The organism is Caulobacter sp. UNC279MFTsu5.1 (assembly GCF_900114015.1).
Taxonomy (GTDB): Bacteria; Pseudomonadota; Alphaproteobacteria; order Caulobacterales; family Caulobacteraceae; genus Caulobacter.
The window spans coordinates 83404-95202 of the sequence record NZ_FORN01000009.1 but is presented as its reverse complement, the minus strand read 5'-3'; the positions used below and the strand labels follow the sequence as shown (position 1 = coordinate 95202).

Sequence of the window (11799 nt, the reverse complement as noted above, 5' to 3'; positions counted from 1 at the left end):
CTGAGTTTCCTCCTCCTACCTTGTTCTTTTGCCATCAGGACCAGGCCGGAACCTGTGTTCCGTCGATCCAGGTGGAATGAATTCCCAGCCGCATTCGCATGGGCAGCTTGATCCTGGCGACCGGACCGGCCGACAGCCTCAAGCTCTCCAGCACGACCAGTTCGCTGCGGCCTTCCAGGGGATGGTTGAGCAGCGCAATCAAGAAGCCGTCGCCCTCGGGCGCGTCCTGCGACCGGGGGAAAAACACCGGATCCTGAAAGGTGGCGGCCGGACCCGGGTACCAGTCATCGCGCGCGCCGGTTTCTAGATCGAAATGGCTGAGCTGGTTGAACATCACCGGCTGCGGGCGACCGTTCTGGTCGGTGGCGAGCTTGCTGCGGTCCAGGGTCGGGACGAACACGTGACGATGCGAGCGCAGCTCGCGCCTGGGGTCGATATGGGGCCCCTCGCCGTTCACCGTGGCCAGGACCGTCCGGTCGCTCAGCGTCAGGGACGCGTCGTTATAGTCGATCCGCCAGCGCACCAGGGCGCTCGATACGCTTCCCGGGGGCGGCGCCTGACCGGCCCGATCGGTGATGACCGGCGCAAAGCCATTGCCGTCGGCTTCCAGGACATCGAAGACGATCTTGCCGTCCTCGTCTTCAAAGGCGTTGACCGTGTGGCCGGTGAAGCCGGGCGGACCACGAAACCAGCGAACGGTGTCGGCGTCGCCGTAGCGCGGCAGAATTCCGAAAATCTGCGGCATGTCGGGATCGTAGATGAAGTGCGGCCCGCCCGAGCGCAGACGCTCCAAATCGCTGGTGATCGGCATCAACGGCAGGATCGTGTAGTTCTCGGTGGCGGCGCAGTCATGGATCATGGCGCCGACGGGCGCCTCCAGCCAGGCCTCGTGCTCCACCTTGCCGGCGTCGTCGATCACATAGTAGGCGATATCGCGCGTGGTCTCGCCCTTGGCGGCGTAGCCGAAACCAATCAGTTTGCCCCGCTCACGATCGGTCTTCGGGTGAGCGGTGAAGGTCTTGCTGGTGATCCCACCCTCCGCGGTCCAAGCGCCTCGGGTTTCGAGGGTACCTGGATCAACCTCGTAGGCCAGGCCATCCTCCTTGCAGGCGAACAGCCGATCGGCATGGAAGAAGAGCGCGGTGTTGGCGGTCGTGCGGCTCTTGCCGGCCACCGAGGGGTCGTCGGAGAACGGGTCGCGGTAGTTGCCGAACAGGGAGCGGCGCGCCTGGCGCTCGAGGACGAAACGTTCGGTGCGGACATAGCGCGTGCGAAAATCGGCATGGCCATCCTTGAACCGGAAGGCGCGGACCGCGCCGTCGCCGCCAGCAGCCACGGTCATCAGATAGAGGTGGTCGACCTCAGGCGGAAAGGCCTGGTCGGGCACGGCCTGCACGAGGAGCCCGTCAATCTCCGCTGGAATCGCGCCGTCAGTCACTTCGAGGTCGTACACCTCGCCTTCGAACCGGCTGGGTTCGTCGATGCCCTGGGTCATTACTGCGGGAAACGGCCTCGTCATGCTCCAACTCCGTGACACGGCTCAAGCCGCAGGACACGTCGCAGGCTTAGGTCAGCGCAGGGGTTAAACCAGACGGAGGATAAGGGCCGAGGGGTCGATCTGTGAGCCGCGTCGTGAATCGAAGGCCGCCCGGCGCATTTCCCGCCCATCGCGAGCTTCCAAGGCCGCGCCGCGGGATCATCCTAACTTCTACGAGTTGGCCCGGGCCTCTCGGTTCGGCCGCTATTAGAACTTGAAAATAACCGCGAGGCTGCCGACCGGCGCTTGCCTCGCACGCCTCTGGCGCGGTGCCCGCAAGGCGCGCCCCAGGCGCCGGCCCTGACCGATTGGGCCTGGCCCGATTTGAGCCGCGCCCAGTTGCGCGAGCACGTCATCGAGCCGATCGGCTAAGACCCGATCACCCCGCTTGGCCCAGGTCCAGCGACACCAGAAAGGCTTCGATCAGAGGTCGGGCGAGGCTTTCGAACCTGGCCGCCGAGATCCTCGGGATGCGGGCGGCCAAACCGCCATGACTTTTTGCGATGCTCCCACCCGTGAGGCCCACAATCAGCTCTAGCTGGGCGTGGGCGTCGCGCGGACCAGCGCCCGCGCCCAGCCCCTCGATCCTGGCCCCTGCGGGGAACACGAAGCCGTAGACGATGACCGGCCGCGACGCCTCGGCATAGGCCTCCAGGCGCTCGCGCCTCTGGGCGACATCATCAAAATCGATGAGGACCGCGTCGTCGCGCAGAAGCGGTTCGGCCTCGGCGTGCGAAGCGTCCGCGGTCAGGACCGCATGGCGTTTGGGCATGACAAGGATGTGGGGGCTGGCGCCCGTGCGCGCCAGGGGTCGGCCGGCCCGCGGGCGCTAGAGGGCGAGCAACACGGGCCGGCTTTCCATCCACCAATCTCCCCAGAGGCGGACCTTAGAACAGCGATCGCGGCTGGCCAGGGGTTCCTGCGACGGCCTCGGCGTCAAAGCGATCGCGAATAGCCTTGTTGAAATACTCACCCTTGGCCAAGGCCAGGCGCAGCCCCTCGGCGACGTCGGCGGGCACGGCGCTATAGGCATAGGCGCGCCCGCTCACGAAGGTGATGGTCAGGACTTGGTTCGCCGCATCGTAGGCGAAGGCCTTGATCACCGCGAGGGCATCGGCGCCTAGTGCTTTGGGCGGTCGCCGCGGTCGCCTTGGCCGCGGCCGGCGTCGTACTTGGCGTGCTGGCGCTGGTCGGCGGCCAGCGACTTGCCGACGTCGACGGACTCCGTGATGCGGCCTTGGTCGTCGCGCCGGATATAGCGTTTGTCGCCAGGATTGGGCTCGATCAGTTCGCGTTTGGACATGGCTGTAAGTCCTCCTTCGAAAAGGCGAATCCGCAGGCTGCCCAATCTGTTCCACGCATCGGCCCATGGAACGCGGTCGGTGAGATGGCGCTTGTGCTGTCCGGAGGACGCCATGACCCGCCAGCCTTATGACGAGCCAGGCCAGGTTGGGCCAATCGATGTGGAGGACGAGGCCGCCCTCGCGCGATGGGCCGAGCGCTTGGGCTTTGACACCGACGCGGTGCGTAACGCGGTCATCGCCGTGGGACCTGACAGTAAGGCCGTGGCGTTGCGGCTGAAATCGGCGCGCGGCGCGGCCGACTAGGTCCGCCCTTGCGCATCGCCACCCTGAACATCAACAATGTGCTCAGCCGCTTTGACCCACTGATCGAATGGCTCGATGACACCCAGCCCGACGTCGTCTGCCTGCAGGAGCTCAAGGCGCAGCAGGGCCGCTTTCCAGCCGAAGCCCTGGGACAGATGGGCTATGGCGCGGTGTGGAAGGGCCAACGCGCCTGGAACGGGGTGGCGATCCTGGCGCGCGGCCCGGTCCTGACGCGCAGCGCCCTGCCCGGCGAGCCCGACAGGAGCCAATCGCGCTACATCGAGGCGGCGGTAGACGGCGTGCTGATCGGCTGCCTTTACCTACCCAACGGCAATCCAGCGCCCGGCCCCAAGTTCGACTACAAACTGGCCTGGTTCGAGGCGCTCCTGGCCCACACCCAGAGCCTTCTGAATACCGGAGCCCCCGTCGTCCTGGCCGGCGACGACAATGTCGTGCCGACCGAGGCCGACATCTATCCCAACCATTCCTATAGCGGCGACGCCCTGCTGCGCCCTGAAAGCCGCGCGGCCTTCCAGCGTCTGCTGGCCCAGGGCTGGACCGACGCCCTGCGCGCCATCCATCCGACCGCCGCGCCGTGGCCTGCGCCAACAGCTGTCGGGCTGGGCTTTCGGCCACGACGCCCAGTCGCTCGACCACGGCATTGGCCAGCCCGAAAAAGTCGGCCAGACCCGCGCGGGCACGCGAGACGCCGGCCCCGCAGAAGAAAATGACCTGTCCCTCGTCGCGGGCGACGAGCAGGTCATGGGGAAGGTCGGGGCCATCGGCTACGAAGCGCATCGCATGCGATCATGCTGCGCACGCTCCCCTGGCTCAAGGTGAAGCTGATGCTATCTTGACCTTATGGACCACTTCCGTATCCGCCCGATCGCCGAGAGCGACCTCGACACCGTCGTTCTGGAAGCTGGTGGGCGGCGGGCTCATCCCGACCACGACCGCCGCGATCTGCGCGGCGCCGATTTTGTCCTAGGCGATCTGGTCATCGAGCTGAAGGCGCTGGACGAGGACGGCTTCGACAAGCCAGCCCGTCAGCAAAAACTCGCCACGCTTTTCCGGGGGCGCGATCCAGAGCGCCCCGTCGTCGTCGTTGACCGAAAGCGCCTGTCCGAAGACGACCAGCGCACCTACGACCGGATTGTCGAGGGTCCGGTCAAGAACGCGATCAAGTCGGCAAAAGGCCAGTTGGAGCAGTCGCGCACCGAATTTCCAGATACCAAGCTGTCGGTCGTCCTGCTTCTCAACAACGGCTACACCGCGCTCGACCACGACGCGCTGCTGGAGCTTGCCGAGCGACGCGCCCGCAATGACAGCAGCGACATCGACGGCGTCATCGTCGCGGGCTGCTACTTCTACAGCGACACCTTCGACAGCTTTTTCACTTGGCCGATCGACTACGTTTCGGTTCGCGGTGCCCCAGAGCCCCCGGAATTCGAGGCGCTTCGACAAGCTTGGCACGGGCTGGCCAACAGCGCGATGACGGCGCTGATGCAGAGCGGGCATGGCCCGGACGCGATCAAGGGCCCCGTCGTGGACATGCAGTTCGACGTCGACGGGGTGACCTACGTGAAGCCCGCGCCACCGATGGGTCGCAAGTCGGACTTCTTCGTCAACGGACGACCGCGCAAGGACAGCTCGGGCTTGAAACACTGCCCGCCTGTCGCGCTCACGCACCCTGGCCTTTCGCTGGCCGAATGGACCCGTCTGCGAAATGTGCTGAGCGGTGATCCGGGGCTTGGCGAAACCTATGAGGATTGGCTGCGGCAGAAGGCCAAGGGTGTCGAACATGGGACACCCATGGCCCCCTTTATTCCGGTTGCGGTTACTGCCGCACCCTTCAAGATCTGGTTGGCGACAGAGCGCCAGCCGGCCACCTTCGGCGCCCTGCTGAACTATGCCAACGGGCTATTCGATACGCGCCTGCGCGTGCTCCTGGCCGGTGCCCGCGAGCGCACCACCAAGACCCTTTTGCCGCCGCGCTACGTGTTGGCGGTTACCCAGGAGATTGGTCAGGACCGAGCCAACGATGTCTCCGACATCGCGATCGTCCACGAGCTTCTAAACGGCGAGACCAAGATCTATCCGGTTCTTGAGAACGTCCGGATGTTCCACGAATACGCCCTCACTTTGGCTTGCGCCCATGCCTTGGCCAACGAACTGGAAACGGTGCTATGGCAGAAGAACCGCACCTACGGGTGGTCCTGACACGTCACCGCCAAGCTAGGTGCGCGTGGACGCGCTGGCTTTGCGATCGGGATTGCTCCGATGGATCTTCACGATCCGAAACGGGAAGCCCAGGTGCTCATCGTTGTCGGCGATCCAGCGCTTTTGCTCTTCGCTGAGGGAGTCCTTGGAGGACTTGACCTCCGCAAGGAAGAATGCCCCGTCCTCGCCTCCAAGCACCAGAAGGTCAGGCCACCCCAAGTGGCGGCCCCAGTAGTCACCGATGAGGTATTGCAGGATCTTGACGATCGCGGCGGGCGACAGCCGCTCGATCAGCATCCGCCCACGGTCGAAATCCACGTCCTTATGGACCCAAAGATATTGCCGCAGCTCGTAGCTGACGCCCCGGAAGTAGTCGTAGGTCCATAAGAGCGTGAAGCGATCGTCTGGCAGCTCAGCGAAGAAACGCTTGAGTTTGGCGGCGCGGCGGTCGGCGTAGGTTGGCTTTCCGAAGTCCTCCGGGAGGCTGGCCCATATCTGCCGGCACGGTCGTCCGGCCTCATAGTCGTCGCGATTGCCAAAGCCGCAGAAACGGACCTGATCATCGAGCGTATCGCAGATGACCAGCGCCATCATCACCGCGAAAAGCGACATGAACGGCACGCTCTCTAGCGGGATCGCTTCCAGGCCCTGCGCGCGATAGTGCTCTATCGCGAAAGCTTCGGGCGAGATCACTTCGTCGCCGACCTGAATGATCGCACCCTTGCGCCCCTTCGGCGCGTATTCTGCGGTGAGGTTCTCGATCTCGACCTTGTAGCGGGTTAGCACCTCCTGGTCGGAGACCTCGGTGTAGACGTACTTGGGTGAGGCCTCATGCAGGGCCTTGATCTCGGCGAGCACGGCCGCCGCGATCTCCGCCTGGGCCAGGACTTTTGCGTCTTCGTCCGCATCGGGATGCGCGACTTCCCAGTCGTCGAAGCGCCGCATCTCCTCGAAGAACAGCTCGCGCCAGTAGTAGCGCTTGATCTTCGACGTCGCGCCCATAGACGGCGCCCTAGGCGCCGGCTGGGCTGGAAGGCCTCTGCATTCGGGGCAAATCGCAGGTTGGAACCCCAGGGTCACGGGAATCCGCTGCTGCGACTCCAGGACCGTTCCCTCTCGAAGTTGATGCGCCAGAAACCGCCTGCCAAACGCCTCGTCGCAGGCGCACATCATCAGCGCGTCACATGAGCCGCAGGCGTACTTTCGGATCAGCTCGTAGGGGTTGATGCAGACGGCGTCAGCATGGTTGCAATTGCTGGTCTTGATGATTTGCGCGTGGTCGCCGGCGGGACGTTTCGGAAGCGCCATCTCAAGCCACACCCAAGGCCGCGCCGATGTCCTGCATCCCGGCCGCCTCAACCATGTCCCACAGCGCAGCGACATTGCCGCGCGCCGAGTTGGTCGAGGTGACAAACAGCCGCTCGCGGGCGCGCGAGACGGCCACGAAGAAGAGGAGCGCCTCCTCTTTAAGGTCGGGCGAGCTGAAGAAGCCGTCGTTCTGCAGATGCAGGAAGAAGACGGTGTCGGCCTCGAGCCCCTTGCTCTTGTGCACAGTCATCAGGCGGACCTGGTCGCGCCCCTGGAACTGGGCGACGGCCGCCGTCCACGTCGCGGCGCTGTTCAGGCATTCCTGAAGGAAGGCCGCGGTAGCGGCCTTGACCGTCTCCAACCACTCGGGATTTTCGTAGTCGGGCGACAACTGCGGTAGCAGCCTGTCCCCAACGGTCTTGAGAATATCGTCCATCAGGAAATGGGCGTCGATCTCGCTGGTCGCGGAGGCTGCAGCCTTGCGGGCTACCGCGACAGCCTCGCCGATCAGCTTCTCCACACGCGCCTCGGAGGCGGGCCGGTCGTCCTGGTTCCCCAGCACCGGGCCAACCATGTTGCGAACGCGATGGAACGGTGCGTCGGTCCGGTCGTCGATCGCCATCTGGATAATGCCGATCACCAGGTCGGCCAGGGGCTCGGTCATCAGATCCTGAATGGCGACGCCATCGACGTTGCGCGCTTCGTTGCGCAACACCAGGCCTTGGCGCGTAAAGGCGTCCGTCAGATCGGTCTCGATGTCGCCGGCGTTCTGACGGACGAGAAGCAGGTAGTCCTGAGCTTTGGCGCCCTTCTCCCGAATTTCCCGTGCGATCAAGCCCGCCAGCCCGGCGGCTTCGGCTTCAATGCCCGGGAACAGAATGTAGCCGTCCGTCGGCTGGGGAAGATCGTCAACGATCCGGCCGGCGACGACCGGGATGGCGTCCGGCTCGATGGACCGGGCCATGGTGTTGACGATCTCGACAATCCGAGGATTGGACCGAAAATTCGAGGTGAGCGGGATCAGATCCGCTCGGAAGTCGTCGCGGAAGTCCGTGAACACCGAGGCGCGGGCACCGGCGAAGGTCATGATCCGCTGCTTGCTGTCGCCGACTGCGGTGATGATCGCTGGCGATCTCTGAAAGGCGACCTTCAGCAGAGCATACTGGAGGTGGGTGGTATCCTGGAACTCGTCGAGAAAGATGTGGGAATAGGTCGCCCGCAGCGCCGCGGCGATCTGTGGGTTGTGGGCCAAGATCGTCATGGCCAAAGTGCTGATCATGCCGAAGGTCAGCTGAACCGGCTTTCTAGCGCCTAACTCAGCCCACCATGCCAAGCCCGGTTTGTTCGTGAGCAGATCCTCGTCAAATGTCCGGGGCAAAGGGCCCGGCGAGGCCGTCAGCGTCGCGTGCCCCTGCTCCAGCTGGCGGCCGTTGACGCCGTAACCCGAGCGGTCGGCGAAATCGCGCCACTCTCTGGGCTTGAAGAAGCCAATGCTGTAATCGCGCGGGACGCGGCACCACTCGGGCAACGCCGAGCCAAACCGGTCGAGGATGCTCTTGGCGAAGGCGTCGAAGGTGTAGCTTTCCAGCCGCCTGGAGAGCTCTTCGCCCACGCGGACGGCCACCCGCTCGCGTAGATTTCTCGCCGCGTCACGCTTGAAACTGATGGCCAGGATTCGACGCGGCGCCGGGCATGTGTCGGTCTGAAGCAGATAGGACGCGCGCTGCGCCAAAAGTTCGGTCTTGCCCGCGCCGGGCCCTGCGACGATGACCGCATTGGTAGCGCTCTGGACAGCCTCCCGCGTCGGCACGTCGAGCACGACATGGCTCGGCGGGGCCCAATGTTCGGGTGCCAAGCGCATCAGAGGTCCCCCACGTCGAGACCCAGCAGGGCTCGGCAGCGATCGAACAGGGCCTTGAGGGGCTCGGGACAGCGGGCCTTGATCGCTTCGACCTCCAGCTCGGCCAAGGCCTCAACGTGGGCGACGGGCTTGCTGCCCTTCTTGAAGAGCGCGTCGTACTGGGCCAGGTGCAAGGCGGTCGGTGCAGTCAGCGCATCGAACATCTCCAACCCCTTCCCTTTGCCAAAAACCGACTCCTCATAGCCGTCGGTCGAGATCGGGGCGGCGACGCCGGCGACGGCGCCATAGGCGGCCGGGAAAGCCTGGAGCATCATCATGTCGAGATCGACGTCGCGGGAATAGAACACATCCCGTGTCCTGAGCCATTCGATCCAAGCCGCGATGTAAGCGCCATCCAAGGTGTCCCAATCGGCGGCCTTGGTCGGTCGCGGCAGCAACGGGATTTCGACGCCAATCACCTCAAGCTGGTCGACGGCGTACTTCAAGCGGCGCGGCCCGCCGCCGCTGCGGCCCAGGTCGTAGTCGAGCAGCGTGACGTAGGGAATTTGAAGCCCATCGAGCAGACGCCAGAAGTGATTGACGTGCCGCCCGCCCAGCGGGACGAACGCCACGAAGGCCGGATCCAGTTCGAGGTCGGCGTGAAGGGCTCGCGCCACGCGCGGCAGGACCATTTCTTCGGACCGCCCTTCCCCCAGAATGACCAGACGCGAGAAGTAGAGTTCGGGGTGGCTGACGACCGCTTCCTGGACGAACTTATGGGCGTCGCTGGCGATGGGCGGCAGCTTGATTGGATTGACCTTGGAGGTCAGCGTCGCGGCGTTATGGCGGATGTGGCGCACCTGCTGGGGGGCCACGCGGCGCAGGGCGCTGGCCGAATGGGTGGTCAAGAGACCCATCACCGCCGGGCTGCGGGCCTGCTCGGTCATCAGACCGACCATCCGCGACAGGTAGAACGGCGCCAGGTGGTTCTCTGGCTCTTCTAGCGCCAGCACGGTCAGCCAAGGCCGCACGGCCTCGACCTCGCGGAAGCCGTCCGGCTTGGCCTTGGCCAGTTCGGCGTCGAGCTTGAAGAGCGTGACCACCAGCGCAAGGTAGAAGAGCGAGGCCTGGCCTTCGCTCAGTTCATGGACGGAGCGATGGCGGCCGCCAGGCCCCGGGCCCAAGGTCAGGGAAAGATCGCGCAGCGCCCGCTGTATCTCCCGGGCCAGGACGGTCAGCCGCGGCGCGCGCAGATGCGGCCCGTCGAACAGCAGACCCCAGTTGACCGCGAGTTCCGACGTGACACGGCTGATGGCCGGCATGTCGTCGAACAGCTGCTGCATGCCGTCCCACTGCTTAGCCATGGGCTCGCGGCCGCCGCTCCAGTCGCCGAACTTCTCCAGCCAGACCAGAAGCTCACGCAGCGCCTGGCGCAGTATCGCGTCGCCGTCTCGGGTGGCCGGCAGATAGCGGACCTGGAAGCGTCGGCGATCATTGGCCGAGAACGCCAGCTTGGCGACATCGCGCTCGCCGAAGGGCACGTCGCCCATCGACGTCACCCAGAACATCTCGGTCTGGATGTCGTCGTCGTCGACGCCATAGGTCCAGGTCGCCTCCAGACGGATGCGCGCCTTCAGGGCGTCCCCGGGGCCGGCCGCCGACATCGCCCGGAAGATCTCGGCCACCGCGCCCATCCGATCGAGGACCGGATCGTCCAGTTCGGGGAAGGCCAGGATCACTTCGATCAGGACCTGCCGGCTGGAGACCAGCACCGTCGGATCAGGCTCGACGGGATCAGCCGCGCTCGCTGCTCCGGCCTCGCTCAGGATGTCGCGCAGGCCGCTGACCGCAGGCGGCGGCGCAACGACCTCCCGAGTGGCCCCGGGCTCTTCGTCTCGGCCGAAATGAACGTCTTCACGGACCAGGCGCCGGTCCTCGGCGCGGGTTCCGAACAGCTTCTGAAGCGCGCCGATGATCGCGGTTTTGCCCGCGCCATTGGCCCCGACGATCGCGGTCAGGGTCTCGTCGAACTCGATCTTCGCGCCCTGGTCGCCGAAGCAGCGGAAATTCCGCAGGTAGAGGCTTTCTATGAACATCGTCGAGCCTTTTGCGCTCTCCGGATGCGCCCATAGCTCCGGGGCAGACCAACCCTTAGGCGATCAAGCTTAACCACGCAACGCCAACAGGTGCGCCGTCCCCTCGCGATCCTTGAGGTTCTCGAGCCCCGAAGCTGGGTCGAAGCCGGCGCGAAGTGCGCCAGGGGGCAGCGCCCCAAGCCCGCACACAGCAGCGCGCCCACAGAGAATGAAGTTTGAACAAGGGGCGCACAGCAGGCGCGCGAGGCGCCAGTCCATCTGTTGGCGCACGCATCAGCAGCGCTCGGAGAACCGGTCGTAAGCGTCGATCTTGCGGGCGAGCAGATCAACGTCGCCGCCGTAGATTTCGCGGCGCAGGAAAAACAGCTCCGCGTCCTTGTCGGCCTCGGCGACATCGACGTACCAGCAGCGCGGCGGGACGACATCGTCGCCGCCCCAGCGATAGCCGCGCGCCTTGAGCTTATCCTTCATGGCGAACGGCGAGTTCTCCGCCCAGATCCGCCAACTGGCGGTACGGGCGCTTTCCAGCAGCCGCACCAGGCCCGGCGCGCCGCTCCTGGGCAACGGCAGGGCCAGCAACTCGATGGCCGCCAGACAATCGCTGGTCGCCCGGTGGCGGTCGTAGAAGAAGCCGGCCCCTGTCGCCAGATAGGCCAGCTTGGCGCCCTCGTGCCCCTCGGCCTTCCAGTCGATCTGGCTCATCGAACAGGCCCAGGGCTTGGTGCGAAAGACCGGACTGAACTGCTCGAGGAAGCGACGGTCGAACGCGGCGTTGTGGGCGATGACCAAGGCGGCGGGCGCGGCGAAACTAGCCACCGCGTCGGCGTCGATGACCTGCCCCTCGACCATGGCGTCGTCGATTCCCGTCAGTTCGGTGATTTCCAGCGGGATCGGATCGGTGGGCTGGCGGTAGCCGTGGAAGGGCTCCAGCACCTCGTAAACGACGCCATCCAGGCCGTAGCGGAACGGGATCATGGCCAGTTCGATGATCTCGTCGCGCTTGGGATCAAGGCCGGTGGTCTCGACGTCCACGAAGAGACCGATCCGGGTCTTCTCGCCGTCCGGCGGCGAGATCTTGGGGCGGGCGCCGAGTTTGCGCAGCACCCGATATTCGCCGCTTGCCTCCAGGGCGGCGGCCATCGCCGGTAGGTCGAGCGAGGCCATGGCCGCCTAGCCGGCCTTGGCGAGCGG

12 protein-coding genes are annotated in these 11799 nt (G+C 65.3%); 4 read left to right on the top strand and 8 right to left on the bottom strand.

Features of this window, described 5'->3' with window-relative positions; genetic code table 11:
• Nucleotides 1–34: 34 nt before the first annotated feature.
• Entirely contained in the window at nucleotides 35–1495 is a 1461-nt protein-coding gene (locus BM066_RS07560; protein ID WP_018062442.1) for a carotenoid oxygenase family protein, read from the bottom strand.
• Between the two features lie 288 nt (nucleotides 1496–1783).
• Between BM066_RS07560 and BM066_RS26935 the strand changes: the two genes are divergently transcribed.
• Entirely contained in the window at nucleotides 1784–1909 is a 126-nt protein-coding gene (locus tag BM066_RS26935) for a hypothetical protein (RefSeq protein ID WP_018062443.1), read from the top strand.
• 7 nt (nucleotides 1910–1916) lie between these two features.
• On the opposite strand, the gene BM066_RS07555 is transcribed toward BM066_RS26935, so the two are convergent.
• The 3 genes from BM066_RS07555 to BM066_RS07545 all read right to left on the bottom strand — a co-directional run bounded on the left by BM066_RS07555 (nucleotide 1917) and on the right by BM066_RS07545 (nucleotide 2840).
• Nucleotides 1917–2309 carry a hypothetical protein gene (locus tag BM066_RS07555; protein ID WP_018062444.1) on the bottom strand — a complete coding sequence of 131 codons (393 nt, stop codon included), beginning with the start codon at nucleotides 2307–2309 and terminating at the stop codon, nucleotides 1917–1919.
• Between the two features lie 115 nt (nucleotides 2310–2424).
• Nucleotides 2425–2640 (bottom strand): KTSC domain-containing protein, encoded by a 216-nt coding sequence (locus tag BM066_RS07550; RefSeq protein WP_018062445.1) that lies wholly within the window; start codon nucleotides 2638–2640, stop codon nucleotides 2425–2427.
• Between the two features lie 17 nt (nucleotides 2641–2657).
• On the bottom strand, nucleotides 2658–2840 hold the full coding sequence (locus BM066_RS07545; RefSeq protein WP_013078852.1) for a hypothetical protein: 183 nt from the start codon (nucleotides 2838–2840) through the stop codon (nucleotides 2658–2660).
• A gap of 112 nt (nucleotides 2841–2952) precedes the next feature.
• Here BM066_RS07545 and BM066_RS07540 point away from each other — a divergent pair, with 112 nt between their 5' ends.
• The 3 genes from BM066_RS07540 (at nucleotide 2953) to BM066_RS07530 (ending at nucleotide 5364) form a co-directional block, all read left to right on the top strand.
• Nucleotides 2953–3144 carry a DUF3606 domain-containing protein gene (locus BM066_RS07540; protein WP_013078851.1) on the top strand — a complete coding sequence of 64 codons (192 nt, stop codon included), beginning with the start codon at nucleotides 2953–2955 and terminating at the stop codon, nucleotides 3142–3144.
• Between the two features lie 8 nt (nucleotides 3145–3152).
• Nucleotides 3153–3875: an exodeoxyribonuclease III gene (locus BM066_RS07535; RefSeq protein ID WP_049801135.1), complete on the top strand. Its 723-nt coding sequence runs from the start codon at nucleotides 3153–3155 to the stop codon at nucleotides 3873–3875.
• 130 nt (nucleotides 3876–4005) lie between these two features.
• Complete coding sequence (locus BM066_RS07530) at nucleotides 4006–5364, top strand: hypothetical protein (RefSeq protein ID WP_018062446.1); 1359 nt, start codon at nucleotides 4006–4008, stop codon at nucleotides 5362–5364.
• Between the two features lie 15 nt (nucleotides 5365–5379).
• Here the strand turns inward: BM066_RS07530 and BM066_RS07525 are convergent, their stop codons facing one another.
• The 4 genes from BM066_RS07525 to BM066_RS07510 all read right to left on the bottom strand — a co-directional run bounded on the left by BM066_RS07525 (nucleotide 5380) and on the right by BM066_RS07510 (nucleotide 11772).
• Nucleotides 5380–6672, bottom strand: coding sequence for a VRR-NUC domain-containing protein (locus tag BM066_RS07525; protein ID WP_177218399.1), 1293 nt, complete (start codon nucleotides 6670–6672; stop codon nucleotides 5380–5382).
• Nucleotide 6673: 1 nt separating this feature from the next.
• Nucleotides 6674–8491 (bottom strand): UvrD-helicase domain-containing protein, encoded by a 1818-nt coding sequence (locus BM066_RS07520; RefSeq protein ID WP_026176628.1) that lies wholly within the window; start codon nucleotides 8489–8491, stop codon nucleotides 6674–6676.
• A 41-nt stretch (nucleotides 8492–8532) separates the two neighbouring features.
• Entirely contained in the window at nucleotides 8533–10608 is a 2076-nt protein-coding gene (locus BM066_RS07515; RefSeq protein ID WP_018062449.1) for an ATP-dependent nuclease, read from the bottom strand.
• A 273-nt stretch (nucleotides 10609–10881) separates the two neighbouring features.
• Nucleotides 10882–11772 carry a 3'-5' exonuclease gene (locus BM066_RS07510; protein ID WP_018062450.1) on the bottom strand — a complete coding sequence of 297 codons (891 nt, stop codon included), beginning with the start codon at nucleotides 11770–11772 and terminating at the stop codon, nucleotides 10882–10884.
• Between the last annotated feature and the right edge of the window lie 27 nt (nucleotides 11773–11799).

Bases quoted from the DNA above. Each gene is read 5' to 3' on its own strand.
- BM066_RS07560 (WP_018062442.1), bottom strand. From the start codon at position 1,495: ATGACCCAGGGCATCGACGAACCCAGCCGGTTCGAAGGCGAGGTGTAC.
- BM066_RS07540 (WP_013078851.1), top strand. From the start codon at position 2,953: ATGACCCGCCAGCCTTATGACGAGCCAGGCCAGGTTGGGCCAATCGAT.
- BM066_RS07525 (WP_177218399.1), bottom strand. From the start codon at position 6,672: ATGGCGCTTCCGAAACGTCCCGCCGGCGACCACGCGCAAATCATCAAG.
- BM066_RS07530 (WP_018062446.1), top strand. From the start codon at position 4,006: ATGGACCACTTCCGTATCCGCCCGATCGCCGAGAGCGACCTCGACACC.
- BM066_RS07545 (WP_013078852.1), bottom strand. From the start codon at position 2,840: ATGTCCAAACGCGAACTGATCGAGCCCAATCCTGGCGACAAACGCTAT.
- BM066_RS07510 (WP_018062450.1), bottom strand. From the start codon at position 11,772: ATGGCCTCGCTCGACCTACCGGCGATGGCCGCCGCCCTGGAGGCAAGC.
- BM066_RS07515 (WP_018062449.1), bottom strand. From the start codon at position 10,608: ATGTTCATAGAAAGCCTCTACCTGCGGAATTTCCGCTGCTTCGGCGAC.
- BM066_RS07555 (WP_018062444.1), bottom strand. From the start codon at position 2,309: ATGCCCAAACGCCATGCGGTCCTGACCGCGGACGCTTCGCACGCCGAG.